Source organism: Marinobacter sp. X15-166B (assembly GCF_001752365.1).
In the GTDB taxonomy this organism is placed as follows: domain Bacteria; phylum Pseudomonadota; class Gammaproteobacteria; order Pseudomonadales; family Oleiphilaceae; genus Marinobacter.
On the sequence record NZ_MEIY01000001.1, the window covers coordinates 558,954 to 583,483 of the forward strand.

The 24,530-nt window shown below is 59.7% G+C and carries 25 protein-coding genes; 11 read left to right on the top strand and 14 right to left on the bottom strand.

The genetic code is table 11. From position 1 onward, the window contains the following. The first annotated feature begins 62 nt into the window (after positions 1–62). Positions 63–1,010 (top strand): YbgA family protein, encoded by a 948-nt coding sequence (locus BG841_RS02690; RefSeq protein WP_070056246.1) that lies wholly within the window; start codon positions 63–65, stop codon positions 1,008–1,010. An 11-nt stretch (positions 1,011–1,021) separates the two neighbouring features. Here the strand turns inward: BG841_RS02690 and BG841_RS02695 are convergent, their stop codons facing one another. The 8 genes from BG841_RS02695 to BG841_RS02740 form a co-directional block, all read right to left on the bottom strand. Beyond that, positions 1,022–2,041, bottom strand: a complete 1,020-nt coding sequence (locus tag BG841_RS02695; RefSeq protein ID WP_070056247.1) for a rhodanese-related sulfurtransferase — start codon at positions 2,039–2,041, stop codon at positions 1,022–1,024. 126 nt (positions 2,042–2,167) lie between these two features. Beyond that, positions 2,168–2,896 (bottom strand): DsbA family protein, encoded by a 729-nt coding sequence (locus tag BG841_RS02700; protein ID WP_070056248.1) that lies wholly within the window; start codon positions 2,894–2,896, stop codon positions 2,168–2,170. A 65-nt stretch (positions 2,897–2,961) separates the two neighbouring features. Then, complete coding sequence (locus BG841_RS02705; RefSeq protein ID WP_070056249.1) at positions 2,962–3,300, bottom strand: hypothetical protein; 339 nt, start codon at positions 3,298–3,300, stop codon at positions 2,962–2,964. A gap of 210 nt (positions 3,301–3,510) precedes the next feature. Continuing rightward, the gene (locus tag BG841_RS02710) at positions 3,511–3,849 is read right to left on the bottom strand and encodes a chaperone modulator CbpM (RefSeq protein ID WP_070058656.1); all 339 of its coding nucleotides are present in this window, start codon (positions 3,847–3,849) and stop codon (positions 3,511–3,513) included. Between the two features lie 14 nt (positions 3,850–3,863). Then, positions 3,864–4,823, bottom strand: coding sequence for a DnaJ C-terminal domain-containing protein (locus BG841_RS02715; protein WP_070056250.1), 960 nt, complete (start codon positions 4,821–4,823; stop codon positions 3,864–3,866). A 217-nt stretch (positions 4,824–5,040) separates the two neighbouring features. Further along, positions 5,041–5,547: a VOC family protein gene (locus BG841_RS02720; RefSeq protein ID WP_070056251.1), complete on the bottom strand. Its 507-nt coding sequence runs from the start codon at positions 5,545–5,547 to the stop codon at positions 5,041–5,043. A gap of 384 nt (positions 5,548–5,931) precedes the next feature. Further along, the gene (locus BG841_RS02725) at positions 5,932–6,582 is read right to left on the bottom strand and encodes a glutathione S-transferase family protein (RefSeq protein ID WP_070056252.1); all 651 of its coding nucleotides are present in this window, start codon (positions 6,580–6,582) and stop codon (positions 5,932–5,934) included. 996 nt (positions 6,583–7,578) lie between these two features. Further along, positions 7,579–7,911, bottom strand: a complete 333-nt coding sequence (locus BG841_RS02740; RefSeq protein ID WP_070056254.1) for a hypothetical protein — start codon at positions 7,909–7,911, stop codon at positions 7,579–7,581. A 251-nt stretch (positions 7,912–8,162) separates the two neighbouring features. Between BG841_RS02740 and BG841_RS16805 the strand changes: the two genes are divergently transcribed. After that, on the top strand, positions 8,163–8,294 hold the full coding sequence (locus BG841_RS16805) for a type II toxin-antitoxin system YoeB family toxin (protein WP_141737049.1): 132 nt from the start codon (positions 8,163–8,165) through the stop codon (positions 8,292–8,294). A 97-nt stretch (positions 8,295–8,391) separates the two neighbouring features. Here BG841_RS16805 and BG841_RS02745 read toward each other — a convergent pair whose 3' ends face one another. From BG841_RS02745 to tkt, 6 genes are all read right to left on the bottom strand, one after another. Further along, complete coding sequence (locus BG841_RS02745) at positions 8,392–8,805, bottom strand: SRPBCC family protein (RefSeq protein ID WP_070056255.1); 414 nt, start codon at positions 8,803–8,805, stop codon at positions 8,392–8,394. 106 nt (positions 8,806–8,911) lie between these two features. Next, the gene (locus BG841_RS16405) at positions 8,912–9,235 is read right to left on the bottom strand and encodes a GFA family protein (RefSeq protein WP_228141576.1); all 324 of its coding nucleotides are present in this window, start codon (positions 9,233–9,235) and stop codon (positions 8,912–8,914) included. Between the two features lie 168 nt (positions 9,236–9,403). Then, the gene (gene fba, locus BG841_RS02750; protein ID WP_070056256.1) at positions 9,404–10,468 is read right to left on the bottom strand and encodes a class II fructose-bisphosphate aldolase; all 1,065 of its coding nucleotides are present in this window, start codon (positions 10,466–10,468) and stop codon (positions 9,404–9,406) included. A 77-nt stretch (positions 10,469–10,545) separates the two neighbouring features. Further along, positions 10,546–11,706 carry a phosphoglycerate kinase gene (locus BG841_RS02755; RefSeq protein WP_070056257.1) on the bottom strand — a complete coding sequence of 387 codons (1,161 nt, stop codon included), beginning with the start codon at positions 11,704–11,706 and terminating at the stop codon, positions 10,546–10,548. 187 nt (positions 11,707–11,893) lie between these two features. Beyond that, entirely contained in the window at positions 11,894–12,925 is a 1,032-nt protein-coding gene (locus tag BG841_RS02760) for a type I glyceraldehyde-3-phosphate dehydrogenase (RefSeq protein WP_070056258.1), read from the bottom strand. After that, positions 12,925–14,925, bottom strand: a complete 2,001-nt coding sequence (gene tkt / locus BG841_RS02765) for a transketolase (protein ID WP_070056259.1) — start codon at positions 14,923–14,925, stop codon at positions 12,925–12,927. Before tkt ends, BG841_RS02760 begins: the two co-directional genes overlap by 1 nt. Before the next feature lie 216 nt (positions 14,926–15,141). On the opposite strand from tkt, the gene BG841_RS02770 reads away from it, so the two are divergent. From BG841_RS02770 to BG841_RS02810, 9 genes are all read left to right on the top strand, one after another. Further along, positions 15,142–16,134: a metalloregulator ArsR/SmtB family transcription factor gene (locus BG841_RS02770; protein WP_070056260.1), complete on the top strand. Its 993-nt coding sequence runs from the start codon at positions 15,142–15,144 to the stop codon at positions 16,132–16,134. A 65-nt stretch (positions 16,135–16,199) separates the two neighbouring features. Further along, on the top strand, positions 16,200–17,390 hold the full coding sequence (gene metK, locus BG841_RS02775; protein ID WP_070056261.1) for a methionine adenosyltransferase: 1,191 nt from the start codon (positions 16,200–16,202) through the stop codon (positions 17,388–17,390). A gap of 81 nt (positions 17,391–17,471) precedes the next feature. Next, entirely contained in the window at positions 17,472–18,869 is a 1,398-nt protein-coding gene (gene ahcY / locus BG841_RS02780; RefSeq protein WP_070056262.1) for an adenosylhomocysteinase, read from the top strand. Between the two features lie 14 nt (positions 18,870–18,883). After that, positions 18,884–19,753, top strand: coding sequence for a methylenetetrahydrofolate reductase [NAD(P)H] (gene metF, locus BG841_RS02785; protein WP_070056263.1), 870 nt, complete (start codon positions 18,884–18,886; stop codon positions 19,751–19,753). 208 nt (positions 19,754–19,961) lie between these two features. Next, entirely contained in the window at positions 19,962–20,720 is a 759-nt protein-coding gene (locus BG841_RS02790) for a transporter substrate-binding domain-containing protein (RefSeq protein ID WP_070056264.1), read from the top strand. 70 nt (positions 20,721–20,790) lie between these two features. Further along, complete coding sequence (locus tag BG841_RS02795; RefSeq protein ID WP_070056265.1) at positions 20,791–21,456, top strand: amino acid ABC transporter permease; 666 nt, start codon at positions 20,791–20,793, stop codon at positions 21,454–21,456. Between the two features lie 14 nt (positions 21,457–21,470). Beyond that, entirely contained in the window at positions 21,471–22,217 is a 747-nt protein-coding gene (locus BG841_RS02800; RefSeq protein ID WP_070056266.1) for an amino acid ABC transporter ATP-binding protein, read from the top strand. A 117-nt stretch (positions 22,218–22,334) separates the two neighbouring features. Further along, entirely contained in the window at positions 22,335–23,684 is a 1,350-nt protein-coding gene (locus BG841_RS02805) for an adenosylmethionine--8-amino-7-oxononanoate transaminase (protein WP_070058657.1), read from the top strand. Between the two features lie 5 nt (positions 23,685–23,689). After that, complete coding sequence (locus BG841_RS02810) at positions 23,690–24,433, top strand: 16S rRNA (uracil(1498)-N(3))-methyltransferase (protein WP_070056267.1); 744 nt, start codon at positions 23,690–23,692, stop codon at positions 24,431–24,433. The last annotated feature ends 97 nt before the right edge of the window (positions 24,434–24,530 follow it).

Consider the following 24,530-nt stretch of genomic DNA (forward strand, 5'->3'; position numbering starts at 1 on the left):
CCTGCCCCGGCGTTCCCGGCAGGGACTCCGGGCCCCTCGGCCCCCCTGATGATGAGGCGATAATGGAAAACAAGATTCCGGTCGGTATCAGCGCCTGCCTGCTGGGCAGGGAAGTCCGCCACGACGGCGGCCATAAACACTCCCGCTACTGCACGGAAGTGCTGGCCCGTCATTTCGAGTTTCACGCCGTGTGCCCGGAGCTGGAGTCCGGCATGGGTGTGCCGCGCCCCGCCATTCATCTCCGCGAGTTCGGCACAGAGGTGCGCCTGATCGAGAGCAAGGGCGAGCGGGATTTTTCAGCGCCGATGGAGCAGTTCATTGCGGGGGCACTGCCCAGACTTGGTCACCTGCGCGGTTACATTCTGATGGCCAAATCACCCAGCTGCGGGATGGAGCGCATCAAAGTGCACAACCAAGCCGGCCGGGTGATCCGTCGCGACGGTCGCGGTTTGTTTGCCGCCGCCTTGATGCAGGCGTACCCGTCCATGCCGGTGGAAGAGGAAGGCCGGCTGAACGACGACCAGCTGAAAGAGAACTTTATCGAGCGGGTCTTCGTGTACGACGACTGGCTGCGCAACGTCGCCGCCGAACTGACCCCAAAGGCACTGATTGACTTCCACACCCGCCACAAGTTTCAGCTGCTGGCCCACAACGAGAAAATTTACCGCCAACTGGGGCCACTGCTGGCCGATCTGAAAGCCCAGCCACTGGAGGCGCTGGCCGACACTTACATTCGCGGGTTTATGACGGCGATGACACGGCTGGTCAGCCGGGGTTCCCACGTCAACGCCATGCAGCACCTGGCCGGTTACCTGAAAGACGGCATGCCCGCAGAAGACAGGAAAATGCTGGGCGAGCAAATCGAGGCCTACCATCGCGGCGAGCTGCCGCTGATTGTCCCCATGACCCTGTTGCGGATGGCCCAGCGGCGGGAACCCATAGCCTATCTGTCGATCCAGGATTACCTCAGCCCCTACCCGGAAGAACTGGGGCTGAGGAATCGCGTTTAGCGCCGGCGGGGTCAGGCCCGCTGTTTTTCGCCCGCTTCGCTCTGCTGCGCCTGACGCGCGCGCTCTGCTTTTTTGCGGGCTTTGCGCTCGGCAATGATCCGGGCGGCCTCACCACCGACGTGCACCTCCCCCCGTTGCGCGGCCAGACGCATCTGCCGCTCGCGTTCGGCAAAGCGCGCTTTCTGTTCTTCACTCAGGGTGGCGGCACACTGGTGACAGCTGACGCCCCGTTCGTACTCCCGACGCTGTTTATCGGCCTCGGTGATCGGCCGGCGACAGGCGTGGCACTGATCATACCCGCCCCGCTCCAGGCGATGGTTTACCGTGACCCGGTCGTCAAAGACAAAACACTCGCCCTGCCACAGGGACTCCTCCTCGGGCACCTCTTCCAGATACTGCAGAATGCCGCCATGGAGGTGGTAGACTTCCTCGAAGCCCTGCTCCTTCAAATAGGCGGTGGATTTTTCACAGCGGATGCCGCCGGTACAGAACATGGCCACTTTTTTATGCCTGGCCGGGTCCAGATGCTGCTGCACGTAGTCGGGGAACTCGCGGAACGTATCGGTGGCCGGGTTTACCGCGTTTTTGAAGGTACCGATTTCCACTTCGTACTGATTGCGGGTGTCGACCAGCAGCACTTCGGGATCTGAGATCAGCGCATTCCAGTCTTTGGGTTTGACGTAGGTGCCCACAATCCGTTTGGGGTCGATGCCGTCCACGCCCATGGTGACGATTTCTTTCTTCAGCTTGACCTTGGTGCGCTTGAACGGCTGGATGTCCACCAGTGATTCTTTGTAGTCGATACCGGCAAAGCGCCCGTCCCGGGCCAGCCAGTGCTTGACCTCATCAATGCCCTCGCGACTGCCGGCGATGGTGCCATTGATGCCCTCCCGGGCCAGCAGCAAGGTGCCATGCACCTTGTGGGCGAGCAGCAGGTTCAGCAGCGGCTCTCGTAAGTGCCGGTAATCGTCGAGTTCAGCGAATTTGTACAGGGCGCACACCACGGTGCGGTTGACTTGCGGGCTATTCATCGCGCTTTTCTCCTGCGGACCGGACCGTAAATCCGGAGCATGGTTCATTAAAGGGCATGAATTTTATACCACGGAGACCGACATGCAAGTCCGGTATTAGCGCAACCGGCGGGTTGGCCGCCGTGGCTACCTGGACAGACGGGCCAGTTCCCGGTCGACCACGGCCTGCAACTGGACCCAGCCCGGGCGCGTCAGGCGGATATTGTCGACCAGCACCGTGGGCGTGCTGGTGACCTGCAACTGCATGGCCACATCGCGGCTTTGCTGGATGGCTTCGAGGTGCAAATCGGTGCTCATGCAGCGGCGGAAGCGCCGTTCTTCGAGCCCCAACCCTCTGGCATACCGGGTAAAGGCGTCCACCGGGCGGCTGGCGCTGCTCCATTCACCTTGTTTGGCGTAGATCTGCTTGTTCATGTCCCAGTAGGCGTTCTGGTCCCCGGCGCAACGGGCTGCCATGGCGGCGGGTACGGCGTTGTTGTGCATGCGCAACGGCAGATCAAAGTACACCAGGCGCACCTTGCCGGTGTCGACATATTCGGGAATCAGTTTGGCCACGGCGGCGGCAAAGTTGCCGCACGCGGGGCACTGGTAATCGGCGAATTCGCGCACCACCACGGGTGCGTCGGCAGCGCCCAGAGAAATGCCGTATTGATCCAGCGCGGCGGGGAAGGGACCGGCGTTGGCGGCCGCGACCGGCAAGTGGTCGGCGGCCGGACGGGGCGTCAACAGCAAGTACAGACCCACCAGCACCGCCACTACGCCAAGTACCACGGCGGTGATGTGCAACGGTTTTTTACCCTTGGACCTGCGGGGAGTTCCCCCTCCCGCGGCCCGGCGGTTTTTTGCTTCGCCCATGACAACTCCTCAAATGCTGACGAACCCACGCAGCCACTTTATACCTGACTCCGGATGGAACACAATCAAGGCGGGCCAGACACCTGTACGTAGGCACTGCGGCGCAACAGCAACTGGCTGTCACCAAGCTGTTCGACAACCCCCTTGCGCAACAACTCACCGAGCACGGAGAGCGGACTCAGATAGTTGTTCGCAGCGCGCACCAACCGTCCAAACCCGGGCTCATCGCCGAGGACCGCGGGCAGCATAACGGGCTCGTTGTATTCGTCCAGGTAGTCGGCGTGGGTTACCCAATGGCGGACCACATCGCAGGCTCCCGCAGTAAGCACCGAGTTAAGCAACTTCGCGGGCTGCCACGATGCGGTCTGCTCCATTGGCTCGGTGTCAGCCTTCAGTGCGCTCATTGCGTTTTTACCTCTACCGGTTCAGGCTCGTCGAATAAACATACGCTGCCTTTGAGCCAGGCCTTCACCCTGTCGCCCACGCCAGCTACCCAGCTTCGCGATTGTATTCCCAGCCGGTGCGCAAGGGCCAGAGGCGGACCTCGAAACTGGGCAACCCGTCTCATTTTCGCAAAGAAATTAGATACTTACCAATAAAGCCAAGCCCCGGAATTAACCAAGAAACTGGGCCAGCTGCTGGTTCAGCCGCGCCACCTCGCGACGCAGGTTGCGCACGTCATCCAGCAAATCCAGTGAAACCGCCAAGCCCGGAAGGTTGAGGTTGAGGTCCCGCTGCAGGCGTTGCGCTTTTTGCAGCCGCACCAGCGCGTTCAGATCAAAGCACCACTCAGCCGCGGGGCAGTCGCGCACCGGAGAAATGATACCGTAACTCACCAGCTTGATGACAAATTCGGCGTGTACCTCAGTGCGCTCACACAGCTCACGCAAGGTGAACACGTCTTGCTGGGGCTCGGTCTGTTCGATCATCACGACGGTTACTTTGTTGCTCATGGTCAGCGCCTCACTCACACGCCCAGTTTTTGCCGGGGGTTGAAGGTTTGTTCTGCGTCGGCCAGCTGCCGGTAAAGCGCCTCGGCTTCCTGGCTGTGCTCTTCCGGTATGGTAATTTGCAGCGTCACCAGCTGGTCGCCCGGGTGTTTGCCCGGCAGGCCCTTGCCCTTGAGCCGCAAGCGGCGGCCGCTGGAGGTGCCTTTGGGCACTTTCAGGTTCACTTTAGAGCCCACCGTTGGCACGGTAATGGTGGCACCCAGCGCGGCTTCCCAGGGGGTGATCGGCACCGTCACCAACACGTTCGCCCCCTCCACCGAGAAGATCGGGTGTGGTGCCAGTTCCACCTCGATAAACAGGTCCCCCGGGGGACCACCGCCCAGCGACGGTGCCCCCTGCCCTTTCAGCCGGATGGGCTGACCATCTCGCAGGCCCGGCGGAATCTTCACATTGAGGGTTTTCTGACGGGGGCGCAGCCGCCCCTGGTCATCGACCTGGTGCACCGTAAACTGCACCTGCTTTTCACAACCGTGGAAGGCTTCCTCCAGAAACAGAGCAATACGGGCATGCACGTCTTCACCCCGACCGGGGCCACGGGACCGAAACCCACGGTGCGCCCCGTCCGCGTGACGCCGCTGGTCGCCAAAAATGGATTCAAAAAACTCACTGAACTGACGGGCGTCCGCTTCCGTATAGCCACCGTCCCCGAAACTGGAGGCACTCTGCCAGCCCGGCGGCGGCTCAAATCCCCCCCCGGCCCTTCCGTACTGGCGCAGCTGATCGTACTCGGCCCGCTTTTGCGGGTCCTTCAGGACCTCATAGGCTTCGCCGACGTCCTGGAATTTCTCACCGGCGTTGGCCTCTTTACTCACGTCCGGATGGTATTTCCGCGCCAGCTTCCGGTACGACTTCTTGATGTCTTCCGGTGTCGCCGACTCACTGACGCCCAGCACTGCGTAGTAATCTTTGAAATCCATGGGAGACCCTCACCGTTGAATTTCCACCCGCTCGCCGCTGCCACCGTTGACCGTCGCGGCCTGATCGCGGCCTAGAGAGCGCATCGCTACTGAGAATATAGCTGCCGTTGCCGCTGGTCGAAACCTGCTCGCAGTAGCAGCAGGCTTTGTTCATTGCCGCAACCGGGGCACCCCAGGAGGAATTGTGGCGCTTGCAACGAGCGCGCGGTGGCTGGCGTCAATCCGATCTCTCCGATTGGGCAGGTGTATCCCCGCCGCGATTGTCGGCCGGCCCCGCGCGGCCGCCCTCGTGGTCGCCGGGTTCAAGCGTTGGCGCAATCAAGGGGTGCGGGTTGGAGGCAGTTGTACCGCCGCTGCCATAGGGACGAGTGATGATCTCTAGCAGGTGGCCGCTCGGGTCGTCGAAATACAGGCCGCGCCCGTCGTCCCAGGTATTGATCTGGTCCCGTTCGCGACGAAACGGGTCGGCCCAGTAGGGCACTTGTTGCTCACAAATACGCTCAAAGATCTCATCGAATTCGATTTCACTGACCAGGAAAGCATAGTGCTGCTGCGCTATCTCGCCCTCGCAGTCCATGTAATCCAGGGACGTTTCACCCACCTGTACCACCGCAAAGTGGCCCAGCAGCGTGGGCGCCGGCAGATCAAACATCCGGGTCAGGAAGCTGGCAGACACCGCTTTGTCGTGGGCAGCAACGATCGTGTGATTCAGTCGGATAGCCATCGTCACGCTCCCTTCAGTTGAGGTTGCCCTCCTCGGATTCAGCACGAAACGCCCCGGGTAATTCAACGCGACCGGAACCGCGCACCGGTAAACACTCCCGCACCGACAGTATAGCTCCCTCGCGCCTGGCCGGAGGCCCACTTAACAACAGTGGTCGCAGCGTTGAACCATGGTGGGAACTGAGCATGACGCCTGCCTGGATCAGAAAGGATGCTACTGAATACCGGTCAGGCTGGGGCCAACCGGACATCCTGGAATATTTTGGGGCACCGGGGAGGAATGGCCCAGGAATTTGCTCAGGCTCAGCACCTGTAAAGTGGCCTGTCGGTTTGATATTGACCTGGTCCTGGCCACAACGAGCAGCCGCTACCGTGCCTGTAGTAGTCACAAGCCCACCTCAGCCACGTCTATGATTTCAGGCTCTGCGTGAGCCTGCCTGACCCACGCCGCCATGTGTTCATGGCCGAGAATCAACTGCATGTATGCTGAAGAGGCAGCCGAGACATTGACTCCATAGGTTTGGAATCGCGATGCAACTGGAGCGAACATGCAATCCGCAATAGAAAACTCACCGAACAACCACGGACCTGCCCCCGAATAGGTGTTCCGGTACCGGGACCAGATTTGGTCTATCCGAGCCACCTCCCGCTCCAGGGCTTCGTGAACAAGGACTTTGCGCCCGGTTGCCCGGCAATTCATTGGTAATTCGCCTCGAATCACTGGGAAGCCGGAGTGCATTTCCGCGCTGCAGGATCTGGCTTCTGCCCGTGCACGAACGGAGCTTGGCCATCCGCCACCCTGCAGATACTGCTCTGAAATATATTCGCAGATGGCCAGCGAATCCCAGATGACCAGATCACCGTCTTCGAGCACCGGGACTTTCCCTGCATCGGTGTGCCGAGACAACATGGTGTGAGTATCATCCTGGTTCAGCGGAATCCGCACTTCCTCAAACGGCAATTCGTGAACCGACATAAAAAGCCAGGGCCTTAACGACCATGACGAATAATTTTTATTCCCTATTACCAGTTTCATTGCTTATTCCTTGAAATGCTGCAGACATCGCCTTGACGGGCCTGGTTATGAGTTCTCCGTATCGATCACCCAAGCGACGCTGAAACCTGCCGTTGACCCGCCTGCCCATTCAAACCTTCGACCGCGACATTCCGTGTATCAATGGTGACAATGACAGTCTCAGACCGGGCAATGAGATCTGAGCGAACCGCGTACCAATGCGGCGTGGGTGTGCTGTCAGCTGGTCGCTCAGCGAAATAAAACAGGCCCCCTCACACTATTCCTTACACCGGCGTGACAGCATGAAGGGGTGAACATCCAGCGCCTCCGCTACGCGTTTGACACTGCGGTGGGCCCGGTGACCCCATTCGACCGCCTTTACTTTGAACTCAGCGCTGCACTGCTTCGTTTCCTTCCCAGTGTTCATTGCCGGAATCGTGTTTTCCTCCTGCGAAGTTTTCGATGCGTGTCCACTTCACCAAGGGAAGTACACACCGTGTGCAGCGAATTGTTATGGTTTGTTCGCAGACTCCAGTGCTTCAATTATTGGAATATTACGAAAAGGCCTCTGAAAGTACGGGATCGACTCTAGCTCTTCCCGCATGATTTCTGACAGTTGCAGGTATCTCTCTTTGACGGCCCAGGTTTCTTTTCCATACATCAGAGGCTTAACGCTAGCAATCAAGTCCTCCACCTCGCTGAAAACAGTGGACGCTTCCAGCATACCGATTGTGTAAGCCAAGTCAGTGAGGTGCGGCTTTTGACACTCCTCCGCCATCAATGCACTTCGTGTAATAAGGAAAACACGAACATCCTCATACCTATACTGTCTGAGTAAACCCAACACCTTTGAATCCGGCATAGTTCGCGCCGAAGCAATGGCATCACATTCCGCTATAGCGGACTCCAATCGCTGTATGTTGATCTCAATATATTGCTGAGAAACGGATTTAGCGTCCGCGTTACAAGCTGCCGAAAACAAACCCCAACAAACCACTATAGATGTTCTCAAGATTCTCACGGCTGGCACCCTGCCTCGACGGCCCGCCAGAACTGTGTCTGTTCATAGGATAAACCCGCTCGTAAGCGCTGCATCCGAGATATGGTGACGATTCGATTTTTAACCATTGGTGAGATTCGGGTCATTGCTTCGGCAAACTGTACCCAATCCGTTGAATGGATATTGTATGCGGCCTGCGCGGAGTTGTTGCCAAGAAAAATTGCGGTCATGACACCAGCGGGCAACATGATTTCCAGCATATTTCCGTTACGCTGGGATTTTTGAATGGCTTCTATGGCTTCCAGATCTTCGGAATCCAGCCGAAGTCCGGAAATGGTCGGACATTCCATGCGTCCTTTTCTCCTTTCCTTGGGTTAGCTAAAAAAACACTCTCTCAGAGCGAGAAATTACCCAAAAGTTGCCCACGCGCCTGATTGGAGCCGAGCAGCGGCGTAAAATCGGTCGTTGAGCAGCCTATTGTGAACCCCTCACATGTGCGGCATCCTGTCCATGGACTGTATTTTGCACAGGAGCAATCTTATGGATGTCATTAGCTCCGCAACTGCCAGAACCAATCTAGCAAAAACCATCGGGCAGGTCTGTGAAGACCGTTCGAAGGTCTTGGAAAGCCGGAGTCCCTAAACATGGCTTGGCTGGCTATTGGTCTCGCCGAATTAACGAAGAGAATCGCATGGTCTGCAAGGTCAAGAATGACGCTCTACTTATTGCTTAATTCCGCTACCATTATTGACTAACGCCAGCCATAAGCGACGCCCAGACAAGGGCGTTCGGTGGAGGACCGAATGCCCGGAACAACATTGATGGCCTGGTTAGTAGCATTTGCTTTCGACGTGTTTTTTGAAATTATTCAGGATGCCCAACCAACCTTGCCGTTGCTGTTCCGCAGAATTCTCGCTCTCTGCCTCAAAGGTTTCGACAATCCTTGTGCCAACAGCAGTTTCAATAAATTCAACTTTAACTGCACGGTTGTCTTCTAACTTGTAATGAATGGCTTTTCGCGGGGTAATCGACGTGAACTCTCCTGCGAAATCGAAGCCCATCGATCCGTCTTTGGCTTCCATTCGATAGTTGAATTTACCGCCCACTTCAAGATCGAGTTCTGCCGCTGGGCAGTGCCATTGTTCAATCGCAAAATGCCAACTTGCAATGTCTTCAGGTGTGACCCAGGCATACCAGACGTCACTTGGAGGGGCTTCCACTTCGGTTTCAATTGAGATTTCCATCGATACTCCCGTTTCCGGATCTGAGGCAACTGACGCTTGGCTTTGCGCCGTGCCGGTGCGCGGTCTGGGTGCGTCCGCCAACAGCCACTGGTTATATGATGGTAGTTCAATCTGGAAGCCCCTCAAACTTTGGCACCTTCTCTAACTTGCCATCCCAACCAGCTTTGCCGGACAAAAAGATGTGCGCGGTTGGCGCCATAGCTATTTCTGAGTCCAAGCACCCTGCGGGAACGACGAGCAAGCCCGGGATCTCAGTGTTTGGCAATGCTGAGCCACACAACTTACAAAAGCTCCTGTGGTGACGAGTGCCTGGAAGGGTAAAGGAAGCTACAGCGTCTGCACCCGATTGCCAGACCAGTTTAGCGGAATGAGAGAAAAGGTTTGCCGCATGGGCCGAACCCGATCTTTTTGGCAATGCCGACAATGGCACAGATAGAAGCTATCGAAATCACCATGTACCTGAAAACGCACCGTCCCGGCCAACACCACGTAAATGCTTGCCTCCGGCATTTTCCCCGGCCAGGGCTGCCTTCAGATTCAGGGGCAAAAAAAACCCGGGGCAGTCAGGACCACCCCGGGTTATTGCATCAAGTCAGGCCTACTGGATTTTGGCGGCCAGTTCGCCGGACTCGTAGCGCTGGTACATTTTCTCCAGGCTGATGGGCGTAATCTTGCCCGCATTGCCTGCGGTACCGAAGGATTCGAACCGGGCGATGACGATGTCTTTCATCGCTTGCACGGACTCGGCCAGGTATTTGCGCGGGTCGAACTCAGCCGGGTTGTGCGCCAGGTAGCGGCGGATGGCACCGGTGCTGGCCAGACGCAGGTCGGTGTCGATATTGACCTTGCGCACGCCGTGCTTGATGCCTTCGATGATTTCTTCCACCGGCACGCCGTAGGTTTCGGGGATCTCACCGCCGTACTCGTTGATCACCTGCAACCACTCCTGGGGCACCGAGCTGGAACCGTGCATCACCAGGTGGGTATTGGGGATGCGCTGGTGGATGGCTTTGATCCGCTCGATGTCGAGGATGTCGCCCGTGGGTGGGCGGGTGAACTTGTAGGCGCCGTGGCTGGTGCCGATGGCAATGGCCAGGGCGTCGACCTGGGTTTGCTTGACGAAGTCGGCGGCCTCTTCCGGGTCGGTCAGCATCTGGCTCATGTCCAGGGTACCTTCCGCGCCGACGCCGTCTTCTTCACCGGCCTGACCGGTTTCCAGGGAGCCGAGGCAACCCAGTTCGCCCTCCACGGACACCCCGCAGGCGTGCGCCATTTCGACGGTGCGCCGGGTAACATCCACGTTGTAGTCGTAATCGGCCGGGGTTTTGCCGTCTTCCTTGAGGGAGCCGTCCATCATCACCGAGCTGAAGCCCAGCTGGATCGAGCGCTGGCAAATCGCCGGGCTGGTGCCGTGGTCCTGATGCATGACCACCGGAATGTGCGGAAACTCTTCAGTGGCGGCCAGTATCAAATGGCGCAGGAAAGGCGCACCGGCGTATTTGCGGGCGCCGGCGGAGGCCTGCACGATCACCGGGGAGTCGGTTTGATCGGCCGCTTCCATGATGGCGCGCATCTGTTCGAGGTTGTTCACATTGAATGCGGGTACGCCGTAGCCGTATTCGGCGGCGTGGTCCAGCAGTTGCCGCAAAGAAATCAGGGCCATGGTGTTCTCTCCTTGTTTCAAAAAAATGGGGCGCAGGCATCAAGCAGGTGCCGTATCAGTATCGGAGCTGGGGTGCGTTAAACGCCGCGCTCTTCCAGCACGGCGACTGCGGGCAGTGTTTTACCTTCAACAAACTCAAGAAAGGCACCGCCGCCGGTGGAAATATAAGAAATCTTCTCATTTACACCGTACTTGTCAACCGCGGCCACGGTATCACCGCCGCCCGCGAGGGAAAACGCGTCGCTCTCGGCAATGGCTTTCGCCAGCGTCTGGGTGCCGTGACCAAACTGGTCGAATTCGAACACCCCCACCGGGCCATTCCAGAGAATGGTTTTGGCGTTTTTCAATAATTCGGCGAATTGTGCGGCGGTTTCGGGGCCCACGTCCAGAATCATGTCGTCGGCGGCCACCTCGGCAATGTTCTTGGTAGTCGCCGTGGCATCCGCAGCGAACTCGCCGGCCACCACCACGTCGACCGGCAACGGAATATCCACCCGGGAAGCGATGTCTTTGGCGGTCTCCAGCAGGTCGTGCTCGCACAGGGAGTTGCCCACCGAATGACCGGCCGCGGCCAGGAAGGTGTTGGCAATGCCGCCGCCGACGATGATCTGATCACAGACCTTTTCCAGCGCGTTGAGAACGTCCAGCTTGGTGGACACTTTCGAGCCGCCGACAATCGCCACCACCGGTTTGGCGGGGTTGTCCAGGGCCTTACCCAGAGCCTCCAGCTCAGCCGCCAGCAACGGGCCGGCACAGGCTTCCGGGGCAAAGCGGGCCACCCCGTGGGTAGACGCCTGAGCCCGGTGGGCGGTGCCGAAGGCGTCCATCACGTAAATGTCGCACAGGGCCGCGTATTGCCGGGACAGGGTGTCGGCGTCGGTTTTCTCGCCCTTGTTGAAACGGACGTTTTCGAGCAGCACCACTTCGCCCTCGGCCACCTCTACGCCGTCCAGATAGTCGCGCACCAGACGCACTTCCTGGCCCAGCAGGGTGCTCAAATGCTCGGCAACCGGCTGCAGGGAGGCCGCTTCGTCGTAGACGCCCTCTTGCGGACGACCCAGATGGGACATCAGCATGACTTTGGCGCCGGCCTGCACCGCTGCCTGGATGGTCGGCAGTGAGGCGCGGATGCGGGCATCACTGCTGATGGTGCCGTCTTTGACCGGAACGTTCAGGTCTTCGCGTATCAGAACCCGCTTGCCGGCGAGATTCAGGTCGGTCATTTTTTTAATAGCCATGATCTGATTTCCGTTGTTTCAAGTTATCGGCAAAGTATGTGTAACCGGGGTCTTCCCCCTCTCCGAGTCGTCGGACCGCCCACCCCCTCTCCCCAACCCCTCTCCCGCCGGGGGCGAGGGGCTAAAAATGTCGGGGACAGACTTAAGTCTGTCCCCGAGGATGTTCTCTGCGGGAGAGGGGCAAGGATTAGCCCGCCCGCCGCAGCCACACCGAGCTGACATCCAGCATGCGGTTGGCAAAGCCCCACTCGTTATCGAACCAGCAAAAGACCTTGACCATCTGGCCACCGGACACCCGGGTCAGGCCACCATCCACGATCCCTGAATGGGTGTCGTGGTTGAAGTCGGTGCTGGCCAGCAATTCGTCGGTGTACCCCAGTACCCCCTTGAGGCCATTCCTGGACTCCTGCTTGAGCAACTCATTTACCTTGGCCACGGTGGTCTGCGCACGCACGTTGAGGGTCATATCGATGATGGACACGTTGGTGGTGGGCACGCGCATGGCCGCCGCCGTGAAGCGATCCTTCAGGTGCGGCAGCAAGCGTTCGATCCCCCGGGCCAGGCCGGTATCCACCGGGACGATGTTCTGCAGGGCACTGCGGGTCAGGCGCAGATCCTGCTGGTGGTAAGCGTCAATCACCGGTTGATCGTTCATGGCGGCGTGAATGGTGGTGGTGGTACCAAACTCCACCCCCAGCGCGTCATCCAGCACCTTGATCAAGGGGACGATGCAGTTAGTGGTGCACGACGCATTGGAGACGATGCGGTCATCGGCGCTGAGGCTGTGTTCGTTGATCCCGTACACCACGGTGCGGTCTACGTCCGCCTCTGCAGGCTGGGAGAACAGCAGACGCCGGGCGCCAGCCTGCACGTGCAGTTCGGCGGTGGCGCGATCCGTGAACGCCCCGGAACACTCCAGCACCAGATCGATTGCCAGCTCACGCCACGGCAAGTCGGCGGGCTCCGGGTGCCGTATCACCTCGATGCGGTCCCCGTTCACTTCCAGCGCGCCGTCTTTGACCGCCACTTCGCCATGAAAACGCCCATGGGTTGAATCGTACTTGGTCAGGTGGGCAATGGTGTCCAGATCCGACAGCTCATTGATCGCGACCACCTGAAGGTGATCGCGGTAGCCGTTTTCATACAGGGCACGCAGCACACACTGACCGATACGACCGTAACCGTTAATGGCCAGACGATAGGGTGCAGGGCGGCTCATCAGGCTTCCAGCAGTTCCTGGGCAACCGCCACCACGTTGTCGACCGTGAAGCCAAACTCGCGGAACAGATCGCCGGCCGGGGCCGATTCGCCGAAAGTGGTCATGCCGACGATGCGACCGTCGAGGCCCACGTACTTGTACCAGTAGTCGGTGCTGGCCGCTTCAATGGCGATCCGGTTGCTGACCTCGAGGGGCAGTACCTGCTGTCGGTACTCGGCGCTCTGGGCGTCAAACACATCGGTCGACGGCATGGACACCACGCGTACCTTGCTGCCCTGTTCGCGCAGGGCGGCGGCAGCGTCCTGGGCCAGGCCCACTTCAGAACCGGTGGCGATCAGGATCAGATCGGGGGTACCCTCGCTGTCTGACAGCACGTAACCGCCTTTGGCTGCATTGGCCAGCTGCTCGGCGTCACGGGTTTGATGGGCCAGACTCTGCCGGGAGAATACCAGCGCCGTCGGGCCGTCGTTGCGCTCCAGAGCCGCTTTCCAGGCGATGGCCGATTCCACCGTATCGGCGGGGCGCCAGGTGCTCATGTTCGGTGTGGTACGCAGGCTGGCCAGCTGTTCGATGGGCTGGTGAGTGGGGCCGTCTTCGCCCAGACCGATGGAGTCGTGGGTGAACACGTAGATGGCCCGTTGTTTCATCAGTGCAGCCATGCGCACGGCGTTGCGGCAGTATTCCATGAAGATCAGGAAGGTGGCACCGTAGGGCACGTATCCGCCGTGCAGCGCGATGCCGTTCATGATCGCCGCCATGCCGAATTCACGCACCCCGTAATAGATGTAGTTGCCGCTGGCGTCTTCTTTGGTGATGCCTTGACTGCCGCTCCAGATGGTCAGGTTGGAGCCGGCCAGATCCGCCGAGCCGCCCAGCAACTCAGGCAGCATCGGACCATAGGCGTTGAGGGTGTTCTGGGACGCCTTGCGGCTGGCCACGGTTTCGCCTTTGTCCTGACAGTCCTGAATATACGCCTGCGCCCTGGCGGCGAAGTCGGCCGGCAACTCGCCCGCCATGCGGCGTTTGAACTCAGCCGCCAGTTCCGGCTCGGCCTGCTCGTAGGCAGCGAAAGTGTCGTTCCAGGCCTGCTCTGCTGCGGCCCCTTTTTCGACGGCGTTCCAGGCGGCATAGATGTCGGCTGGCACCTCAAACGGGCCGTGCTCCCAACCCAGCTGCTTGCGGGTCAGGGCAATTTCATCGTCCCCCAGAGGCGCGCCGTGACTGCTTTCAGAGCCTTGCTTGTTGGGCGACCCGAAACCGATGACGGTCCTGCAGCAAATCAGGGTCGGCTGCTCGGTGTTGGCGCGGGCCTGTTCGACCGCCGCACGTACCGCTTCGCCATCGTGGCCGTCCACGCCCGCAATCACCTGCCAGCCGTAGGACTCAAAGCGCTTGGGTGTATCGTCGGTGAACCAGCCATCTACCTTGCCGTCAATGGAAATGCCGTTGTCGTCCCAGAAGAACACCAGCTTGCCCAGCCCCAGAGTACCCGCCAGAGACGCCACTTCGTGGGAGATGCCTTCCATCAGGCAGCCGTCGCCCAGAAACGCGTAAGTGTAATGATCCACCACGTTATGGCCCGGACGGTTGAATTCGGCGGCCAACGCTTTTTCAGCCAAAGCAAAGCCGACCGCGTTGGCAATCCCCTGCCCCAGGGGCCCCGTGGTGGTTTCCACGCCGGCGGTGTAGCCGTATTCGGGGTGACCGGGGGTGCGGGAATCCCACTGGCGGAAATTTTTCAGGTCTTCAATGGAGAGGTCGTAGCCGCTCAGGTGGAGCAGCGAGTATTGCAGCATAGACCCATGGCCGTTGGACATCACGAAGCGGTCACGGTTCGCCCAGTTCGGGTTGGCCGGGTTGTGGCTGAGGTAATCATTCCACAGAACCTCGGCGATATCCGCCATACCCATAGGTGCGCCCGGATGGCCGGAATTGGCTTTCTGAACCGCATCCATGCTCAGCGCGCGAATGGCGTTGGCGAGATCTTTACGAGAGGGCATTGACTGTTCTCCACTGGCTTTTGAAGGTAAGAAAAAAGTGACGCGTAAACTCAGGCGCGTATTTTCGCCGATTAGCGACCCCCGGGCAAATCGTATCCACAATTCTCATGCTGCGGATTGCCGATACACCCGCTTCCCCACCCTCCGAAAACCTATATCAATTTTTTTTGATATTGTTATTGTGCGACGCCCGCTTATCCCCTAGAATCCCTACCCATGACAACTTCATCGCCCTCAACGCCCACTGTGAACTGCCTGGCCCCGGTCTACAAAGCCAGCGGCGACCCCCTGCGCCTTGAAATCCTGCGGGTGCTGCGCCGGGACACCTTTGGCGTTACCGAACTGAGCCAGCTGTTTGGGATGCGCCAGTCGGGCATGAGCCATCATTTGAAGGTGATGACCAAAGCCGGCTTGCTGGAACCCCAGCGGGAAGGCAATGCGATTTTTTACCGACGCCCCCTGCACCTGGAAAGCAGCAAACTGGCGGATCAGACCATCCGGCACATTTTTGAAACCGTGGATCACACGCCCCTGCCCGCGCACCTGCAGGACAAGCTCGAAGAGATCCGTCAACAACGGGCCAGCCAGTCGCAGGCGTTCTTTTCCCGTCACGCCGAACAGTTTCGCGAGCAACAGGAGCTGATCGCCACCTTTGAGCTCTACGCCGAGCCCACCGCCGAACTGATCCGCCAGCGTGCACTGCAGCAGCAATGGCACACGGCCCTGGAGATCGGCCCCGGCGAAGGTGGGTTTCTGGCGGTGCTGTCCGACATCTGCGACCAGGTGGTGGCGCTGGATAACTCCCGGGACATGCTGGCCAAGGCCACCCTCACCTGCCAGGAACAGGGGCTCGGCAATGTCACCCTGGTGGAAGGGGTCACCGGCACCCTGCTGGCCCACAGTGAGCGCTTCGATCTGGTGGTGGCCAACATGGTGCTGCACCACGTGCCCAGTCCGGCGGACATCTTTCTGGATGCGGCCGCTTTGCTGACCGATGCCGGCTGTCTGGTGATCAGCGACCTGTGCCGGCACGACCAGACCTGGGCAAGGGAAAACTGCGGTGATCTGTGGCTCGGATTCGAGCCGGAGGAGTTGACCGCATGGGCCTCGGCCGCCGGTCTCAGTGCGGGCGAGACCCTGTTTATAGGGTTGCGCAACGGCTTCCAGATCCAGGTGCGGGAGTTCTGGAAGGGCTCAGCCAGTGAATAATCAATGCCGTCGTATCCACAAATTAAGCACTAGTTGCGAATACATTTTTCAGGAGCCAAGACCCCATGACTGACTACAGCATTTTCACCTCTGAATCGGTCTCTGAAGGCCACCCGGACAAACTGGCGGATCAGATTTCGGACGCCGTACTGGATGCCATTTTGCAGGAAGACCCGCACGCCCGCGTCGCCTGTGAAACCATGGTAAAAACCGGCGTAGCGATCATTGGCGGTGAGATCACCACCTCCGCCTGGGTCGATCTGGAAGAACTGGTGCGCGGGGTCATCCAGGACGTCGGCTACACCTCCTCCAAAGTGGGCTTCGACGGTGACACCTGCGGCATCATCAACATCATTGGCAAACAGTCGGTCGAAATCGCCCAGGGCGTTGACCGCCAGAAACCGGAAGATCAGGGTGCCGGCGACCAGGGCCTGATGTTCGGTTACGCCAGCAACGAAACCGACGTACTGATGCCGGCGCCGATTACCTACGCCCACCGGCTGATGGAGCGTCAGGCGGAAGCCCGCAAGAGCGGCCTGCTGCCCTGGCTGCGGCCGGACGCCAAGAGCCAGGTCACCTGCCGCTATGAAAACGGCCAGGTCGCCGGTATCGACGCGATCGTGCTGTCCACCCAGCACGACGGCGACGTGAGCCAGAAAGACCTGCAGGAAGCGGTGATGGAACTGATCATCAAGCACGCCATCCCCTCGGAACTGCTGCACGCGGAAACCCAGTTCCACATCAACCCGACCGGCAAGTTTGTGATTGGCGGCCCGGTGGGCGACTGCGGTCTGACCGGCCGCAAGATCATTGTGGACACCTACGGCGGCATGGCCCGCCACGGCGGCGGCGCGTTCTCCGGCAAAGACCCCTCCAAGGTGGACCGATCCGCGGCCTACGCCGGCCGTTACGTTGCCAAGAACATTGTCGCCGCCGGTCTGGCCGACAAATGCGAAATCCAGGTGTCCTACGCCATCGGCGTGGCGCAGCCGACCTCGATCGCGATCAACACCTTCGGCACCGGCAAAATCAGCGACAGCCGCATAGTGGCCCTGGTGCGGGAACACTTTGATCTGCGTCCTTACGCCATTACCCGCATGCTCGACCTGCTGCACCCGATGTACCGGGCCACCGCCGCCTACGGTCACTTCGGGCGCGAGCCGGTCGAAATGACGGTGGGCAAGGACACCTTCACTGCCTTTCCGTGGGAACAAACGGATCGCGCCGCCGCCCTGAAAAGCGCCGCGGGCATCTGATCGCCACAGGCGTCCCCGACACCCCTCAATTCAAGTGCGCCGGGGGCTGGCTCCGCCAGACCCGGCCAACAGGAGAACACCATGAGCATTCCAGCGGAACAGCTGAACAACTTCACCGACTACAAGGTCGCGGATATTTCTCTGGCGGACTATGGCCGCAAAGAAATCAAAATCGCTGAGGGCGAAATGCCCGCATTGATGGCGCTGCGCGCCAAGTACAAAGCCGAACAGCCGCTGCAAGGTGCCAACATTCTTGGCTGCATCCACATGACCATTCAGACCGCGGTGCTGATTGAAACCCTGGTGGAACTGGGCGCCCGGGTGCGCTGGTCGTCGTGCAACATTTTCTCCACCCAGGACCATGCCGCAGCCGCCATCGCCGCCCAGGGCATTCCGGTGTTTGCCTGGAAAGGCGAGACCGAAGAAGAATACGTCTGGTGCCTGGAACGCACCATCGGCGCCGATGTGGAAGGCTGGCAGCCGAACATGATCCTCGACGACGGCGGCGACCTGACCGCCCTGCTGCACGAAGAGCAGTACGCCCACATTCTCGCCAACTGCCACGGTGTGACCGAAGAGACCACCACCGGTGTGCACCGCCTCCAGGAAATGCTCAACAAGGGCACCCTCAAGGTGCCGGCGATCAACGTCAACGACGCGATCACCAAGTCCAAGAACGACAACAAGTACGGCTGCCGCCACAGTCTGAACGACGCCATCAAGCGCGGCACCGACCACCTGCTGGCCGGTAAAAAAGCACTGGTCATCGGGTACGGCGATGTGGGCAAAGGCTCGGCAGCCTCCCTGCGCCAGGAAGGCATGATTGTCAAAGTCACCGAAGCCGACCCGATTTGCGCCATGCAGGCGTGCATGGACGGCTTTGAGGTGGTCTCACCCTACATCGACGGCATCAATACCGGCACCGAAGCCGGCATTGACCGGGCGCTGCTGCAGAACACCGACCTGCTGGTGACCACCACCGGTAACGTCAATGTGTGCGACGCGCACATGCTGAAAGCGCTGAAATCCGGCGCCGTGGTGTGCAACATCGGTCACTTCGACAACGAAATCGACACCGCCTACATGCGCGAGCACTGGGAGTGGGACGAGGTCAAGCCGCAGGTGCACGTGGTGTACCGGGACAAAGCCACCAACGACCACCTGATCCTGCTGTCGGAAGGCCGCCTGGTGAATCTGGGTAACGCCACCGGCCACCCCTCGCGGATCATGGATGGCTCCTTTGCCAACCAGGTGCTGGCGCAGATCTACCTGTTCGAGCGCAAATTTGCCGACCTGCCGGAAGAGGCCCGCGCCAAAGGCATCTATGTGCAGGTGCTGCCCAAGCATCTGGACGAAGAAGTGGCCCGCGCCATGGTGGAAGGTTTCGGTGGGGTGGTCACCAAACTGACCCCGGAACAGGCCCAGTACATTGGCGTATCCGTAGACGGCCCCTACAAGCCTGACTGCTACAAATACTGATCGGAACCAGATACATGCAATCGCAAAAACAATTCAAACGGCGCTTCAGCTTCGAGTTTTTCCCGCCCAAGACCGATCAGGGCCGGGAGAAGCTGCAGGTGGTGCGCGACCAACTCGCCGCGGTGCACCCCGACTTCTTCTCGGTCACCTTCGGTGCCGGAGGATCCACCCGGGAGAGAACGGTGGAGACCGTGCTCAATCTGCACCAGCAGGGGGTCTCCACCGCGCCGCACTTGTCCTGCGTGGGCGCCACCCGGGAAAGCATTGCCGAGTTGCTGGACCTCTACCGTGATCACGGCATCAACCGCATTGTCGCCCTGCGCGGCGACATGCCCTCCGGGATGGGGGCCTCCGGCGAGTTGCGCTATGCCAATGAGCTGGTCAGTTTCATCCGTGAACACAGCGACGACACCTTCAACCTGGAGGTGGCGGCCTACCCGGAATTTCATCCGCAGGCCCGCAGTGCCGAGGACGACTTGAAAAACTTCGCCCGCAAGGTCGAGGCCGGAGCCAACAGTGCCATCACCCAGTACTTCTTCAACCCGGACAGTTACTTCTACTTCATTGACCGGTTGGAGAAAATGGGCGTCACCATCCCGGTGGTCCCCGGCATCATGCCGGTGATGAACTTTTCCAACCTGGTGCGTTTCTCCGAAATGTGCGGGGCGGAAATTCCGCGCTGGATTCGCAAGCAACTCGAAGCCTATGGCGATGACACCACCAGCATTCGCCAGTTTGGTGAGCAAGTGGTCACTGACATGTGCCAAAAGCTGCTTGACGCCGGCGCACCGGGCCTGCATTTCTACACCCTCAACCAGGCCGAACCCAGTGTCAGCATCTGGAACAATCTCGGCCTGGCCGACCGGGAAAAAATCGCTTTCTGAGCATCCCGGCCCGCCTCGTCCGGCGGGGCAGACTGCGTCTGTCCCGCCGGCTACTGATTTAATTAGTGTTATTTTCCCTCAGACGTTTGATTTTGCCCCCCCACCTCGGTAATAGTCTAAAGTGTCTCTGACGCAGACCCACAGACGCTCACCGGATTGACCGCCTGGCGGCGACCGGCGCGTTACAACAATGACAATAGGAGTACGTATGCGCACGACATGGATTAAAACCCTGGGGGCGAGCCTGGCACTGACGTTTGCGATGGGCACCGCCAGCGCTGAAACCCTGCGCGTGGTGACCGACCCCAGCTTTGTGCCGTTTGAGATGATGGACCAGGAAACCGGCGAAATGATCGGTTTCGACATGGAAATCATTGCCGAAGTCGCCAAGCGTGCCGGCTTTGACTACCAGCTGCAGACCATGGATTTCAACGGCATCATCCCCGCCCTGCAAACCGGTAACGTCGACATTGCCATCGCCGGCATCACCATCACCGAAGAGCGCGGCAAAATCGTCGACTTCTCGGATCCCTACTACGACTCCGGTCTTCGCATTCTGGTCCGGGAAGACAACAACGAGGTGTCCGAGTTTGAGGATCTGGACGGCAAGAAAATCGGCACCAAAATCGGCAGCACCAGCTACGATTTCCTGATGAAAAACCTGGACAACAATGGCGGTGTCACCCCCTACCCGGGCAGTTCGGACATGTACATGGCGCTGATGTCCCGCAGCATGGACGCGGTCTTCTACGACTCGCCCAACGTGGGTTACTTTGCCCGCACCAAGGGTGACGGCAAAGTGAAAACCGTCGGCCCGTTGTACGAAGGCCAGCAGTACGGGATTGCCTTACGCAAAGGCAGCAACTGGGTGGACAAGGTCAACGCCGCCCTGGCGGACATCCGTGACGACGGCACCTATAAAACGATCTACGAAAAATGGTTTGGCCCGCTGCCAAGCGCCAAGTGATCATCAAGTTTCTCACGCCGGGGAAGCAGTAACCCCGGCGTTGTTGTTATAGCCCGAGGAGAACTTTGACGTGGCGTTCCAATTCGATTGGCAGGCGGCCATTGATGCCATTCCCTTCCTGCTGAAAGGCATTCCCTACACCTTGATGATTTCCTTTGGTGGTCTCGCCATCGGTTTCGTACTGGGTATTTTCTTTGGCCTGCTCAGCATCAACAAGCGCTGGCTGTTGCGGTGGCCGGCGGTGGCCTACATCGAAATCTTTCGCGGCACCCCCATTCTGGTGCAGGTGCTGTTTATCTTTTACGGTCTGCCCGACATCATCGGCGGCCCCATTGATCCGCTGGTGGCGGGTACGGCCGCCATTGCACTGAACTCCGGCGCCTACATTTCCGAAGTGGTCCGTGGCGGGGTGCAGTCGATTGACAAGGGCCAGGGCGAAGCCGGTCTCTCGCTGGGGTTGTCACGCACCCAGACCTTCTGGACCATCATCTGGCCGCAGGCGTTTCGCAGAATGATTCCGCCCTTGGGTAACCAGGCCATTGTCAGCATCAAGGATACCTCGCTGTTTTCGGTGATCGGTGTCGGTGAACTGGTGCGCCAGGGGCAGGTTTACATCGCCAACACGTTCACCGCGTTTGAGGTGTATTTTGTGGTGGCGATCATGTACCTGGTGATTACCCTGTCCTTATCGCTGGTGCTGCGCGCCTACGAACGCCGCGGCCTCGCTTCTGTCTGAAGGAATGGTTTGGAATGACACAGATCGTGCAAATAAAGGGCATGAACAAATACTTCGGCAAGCTGCATGTCCTCAAGGACATTGACCTCAGCGTGGAAGCCGGCGAGGTGGTGGTGATTATCGGTGCCAGTGGCTCCGGAAAATCCACTCTGATCCGCTGCGTAAACGGGCTGGAGGAGTATGAAACCGGGGCCCTGACCGTCGACCAGCGCACCCTGACCCCCAAGGGTGGCAACCAGAAAGAGCTGTACGAAATTCGCAAGCAGGTAGGCATGGTGTTTCAGCAGTTCAACCTGTTCCCGCACCTGACCGTCAAGCGCAATATCATGCTGGCGCCCACCAAGGTGAAAGGCACTTCGCCCACCGACGCCGCCCGGATCGCTGACACCCTGCTGAACCGGGTCGGCATCGCCGACCAGGCGGACAAGTACCCGGCGCAGCTGTCGGGCGGGCAGCAACAACGGGTGGCCATCGCCCGGGCCCTGGCCATGGAACCCCGCCTGATGCTGTTTGACGAACCCACCTCCGCGCTGGATCCGGAAATGGTCGGCGAAGTGCTGGATGTGATGCGGGAACTGGCCCGGGAAGGCATGACCATGATGGTGGTAACCCACGAAATGGGCTTCGCCCGGGAAGTCGCCGACCGGGTCATCTACATTCACGAAGGCCAGATTGTCGAACAAGGCACCCCCCAAGAGGTGTTCGACCGGCCCCGGAACGAGCGCACCCAGGCGTTCCTGTCGCGGGTGTTGCAGCACTGACATAGCGGGGACCCATCCGGCGTGTTAACCTCTCTCACCTTCAGGGGGTAACCGCCGAAACATGCGGCCCCGTTGTCTGTTCCACTATCCGGCACTACAGGAGACATGTTCATGTCCATGGGTAACGCTGATCTCGTCGCACGAGGCCTGAAATCTGTCTGGCACCCCTGCACCCAGATGAAAGACCACGAGTCACTTCCTCTGGTGCCCATCAAGCGCGGCGAAGGGGTGTGGCTGGAAGACTTCGAGAACAACCGCTACATCGACGCAGTGAGTTCCTGGTGGGTGAACCTGTTCGGTCATGCCAACCCGCGCATCAATGCCGCCATTGTGGAGCAGATCGAACAGCTGGAGCACGTGATTCTGGCAGGCTTTACCCACGAGCCGGTGGTCCGGTTGTCGGAGCGCCTGATCGAGGTCACCCCACCGGGTCTGAACAAGTGTTTTTACGCCGACAATGGCTCGTCCGCAGTGGAAGCCGCGCTCAAGATGAGTTACCACTACTGGAAAAACTGTGGCCAGCCCGCCAAGAAAAACTTCGTCAACCTGAGCAACAGTTATCACGGTGAGACGCTCGGAGCCCTGGCGCTGGGGGACGTCGCCCTGTACAAGGAAACCTATCACCCCCTGTTGATGGACGTGATCACCGCCCCGTCCCCTGACGCCTACCACCGGGAGCCGGGTGAAAGCGAAGAAAGCTACGCGCTGCGCCAGTTTGCCGAAATGGAAAAGATTCTCGCGGAACGCCATGAGGAGATCTGTGCGGTGGTGGTCGAGCCGCTGATTCAATGCGCCGGCGGCATGCGCATGCACCACCCCGTTTACCACACCAAATTGCGGGAAGCCTGTGACCGCTACCACGTGCATTTGATTGCCGATGAGATTGCGGTCGGCTTTGGCCGCACCGGCACCATGTTCGCCCTCGAACAAGCCAGCATCACCCCGGATTTCATGTGCCTCTCCAAGGGGCTCACGGCAGGTTACCTGCCTCTGTCGGTGGTGCTGACCACCGATAAGGTGTACGACGCCTTTTACGACGATTACAACACCCTCAAGGCGTTCCTGCATTCCCACAGTTATACCGGCAACCCCATTGGCTGTGCGGTGGCGCTGGCCACCCTGGACATTTTCCGTGACGACCGGGTGATCGAAAGCAACCGGGAATTGTCAGCCTGTATGTCGGAATCGGTCGCCCACCTCGCAGACCACCCCAATGTGGGCGACATCCGCCAGTGCGGTATGACGCTGGCGATCGAGATGGTGAAGGACAAAACCAGTAAAACCCCCTTCCCCTGGCAGGAGCGGCGGGGTGTGCGGGTGTATCAGCACGCACTGACACGTCAGGCGCTGTTGCGTCCACTGGGCAATGTGGTGTATTTCATGCCCCCCTACATCATCACTAAAGATCAGATCCGTCATTTGGCCCAGGTGGCCACCGAAGGGATCGAGATTGCCGTCCGGGATTAACAACCATGCGCGCACCCAGATTTTATACCGCTTCACACCTCGCACCAGGGCTGACCGTTGTGCTCGACGATAACGCCGCACAGCACATTGGCCGGGTCCTGCGGATGCAGCCCGGTCAGGAGGTGCGGCTGTTTAACGGGGATGGCCACGACTACGCGGCCACCCTGAGTGACGTGGGCAAGAAGCAGGTGTCTGCTGAGGTGCGCTCCGCCACCGCCAATCCGTCCGAATCGCCGCTGCGGATCACCCTGGGGCAAACCCTCTCCCGGGGCGACCGCATGGATTACGCCATTCAGAAGAGCGTCGAGATGGGGGTGGCCGCCATTGTGCCGCTCACCAGCGAACGCTGCGAGGTGCGTCTCAAGGGAGACCGGGAAGACAAGCGCATCCGCCACTGGCAGGCCGTCGCGGTCAGTGCCGCCGAGCAGTGTGGCCGTGCGGTGGTGCCCGAGATCCACCCGGTGATGACGCTGAGCCAATGGTTCGCATTCAGTCAGCACTGCGACACCCGTCTGGTGCTCCACCACCGCACCGCACGGCCACTGACCGATTTGCACACCCCCACCGACCTTGCGCTGTTGATCGGGCCGGAAGGCGGACTCAGTGCGGAGGAAATCGCGCAGGCGGAGGCGGCCGGTTTTCTGGCCACTGCCCTGGGACCACGGGTATTGCGCACGGAAACCGCCCCGGTGGCGGCGCTTGCCCTGTGCCAATGGCTGTGGGGCGATCTGGGACAGCGCGGCAGCTGACGGACCGACGGCTACCCTTGAATGTGTCGCCGTACTATACTGGCCCCAATCCAAGTGCTCGTCGCGACACAGATTCATTCAATGACAGGGAGTCGAA

Bases quoted from the DNA above. Each gene is read 5' to 3' on its own strand.
- metF (WP_070056263.1), top strand. From the start codon at position 18,884: ATGCAATCGCAAAAACAATTCAAACGGCGCTTCAGCTTCGAGTTTTTC.
- metK (WP_070056261.1), top strand. From the start codon at position 16,200: ATGACTGACTACAGCATTTTCACCTCTGAATCGGTCTCTGAAGGCCAC.
- BG841_RS02790 (WP_070056264.1), top strand. From the start codon at position 19,962: ATGCGCACGACATGGATTAAAACCCTGGGGGCGAGCCTGGCACTGACG.
- BG841_RS02745 (WP_070056255.1), bottom strand. From the start codon at position 8,805: ATGGAAATCTCAATTGAAACCGAAGTGGAAGCCCCTCCAAGTGACGTC.
- BG841_RS02800 (WP_070056266.1), top strand. From the start codon at position 21,471: ATGACACAGATCGTGCAAATAAAGGGCATGAACAAATACTTCGGCAAG.
- BG841_RS02705 (WP_070056249.1), bottom strand. From the start codon at position 3,300: ATGAGCGCACTGAAGGCTGACACCGAGCCAATGGAGCAGACCGCATCG.
- BG841_RS02755 (WP_070056257.1), bottom strand. From the start codon at position 11,706: ATGGCTATTAAAAAAATGACCGACCTGAATCTCGCCGGCAAGCGGGTT.
- tkt (WP_070056259.1), bottom strand. From the start codon at position 14,925: ATGCCCTCTCGTAAAGATCTCGCCAACGCCATTCGCGCGCTGAGCATG.
- fba (WP_070056256.1), bottom strand. From the start codon at position 10,468: ATGGCCCTGATTTCTTTGCGGCAACTGCTGGACCACGCCGCCGAATAC.
- BG841_RS02740 (WP_070056254.1), bottom strand. From the start codon at position 7,911: ATGGAATGTCCGACCATTTCCGGACTTCGGCTGGATTCCGAAGATCTG.
- BG841_RS02710 (WP_070058656.1), bottom strand. From the start codon at position 3,849: ATGAGCAACAAAGTAACCGTCGTGATGATCGAACAGACCGAGCCCCAG.
- BG841_RS02720 (WP_070056251.1), bottom strand. From the start codon at position 5,547: ATGGCTATCCGACTGAATCACACGATCGTTGCTGCCCACGACAAAGCG.
- BG841_RS02805 (WP_070058657.1), top strand. From the start codon at position 22,335: ATGGGTAACGCTGATCTCGTCGCACGAGGCCTGAAATCTGTCTGGCAC.
- BG841_RS02715 (WP_070056250.1), bottom strand. From the start codon at position 4,823: ATGGATTTCAAAGATTACTACGCAGTGCTGGGCGTCAGTGAGTCGGCG.
- BG841_RS02690 (WP_070056246.1), top strand. From the start codon at position 63: ATGGAAAACAAGATTCCGGTCGGTATCAGCGCCTGCCTGCTGGGCAGG.
- BG841_RS02770 (WP_070056260.1), top strand. From the start codon at position 15,142: ATGACAACTTCATCGCCCTCAACGCCCACTGTGAACTGCCTGGCCCCG.
- BG841_RS02810 (WP_070056267.1), top strand. From the start codon at position 23,690: ATGCGCGCACCCAGATTTTATACCGCTTCACACCTCGCACCAGGGCTG.
- ahcY (WP_070056262.1), top strand. From the start codon at position 17,472: ATGAGCATTCCAGCGGAACAGCTGAACAACTTCACCGACTACAAGGTC.
- BG841_RS02725 (WP_070056252.1), bottom strand. From the start codon at position 6,582: ATGAAACTGGTAATAGGGAATAAAAATTATTCGTCATGGTCGTTAAGG.
- BG841_RS02760 (WP_070056258.1), bottom strand. From the start codon at position 12,925: ATGAGCCGCCCTGCACCCTATCGTCTGGCCATTAACGGTTACGGTCGT.
- BG841_RS02695 (WP_070056247.1), bottom strand. From the start codon at position 2,041: ATGAATAGCCCGCAAGTCAACCGCACCGTGGTGTGCGCCCTGTACAAA.
- BG841_RS02700 (WP_070056248.1), bottom strand. From the start codon at position 2,896: ATGGGCGAAGCAAAAAACCGCCGGGCCGCGGGAGGGGGAACTCCCCGC.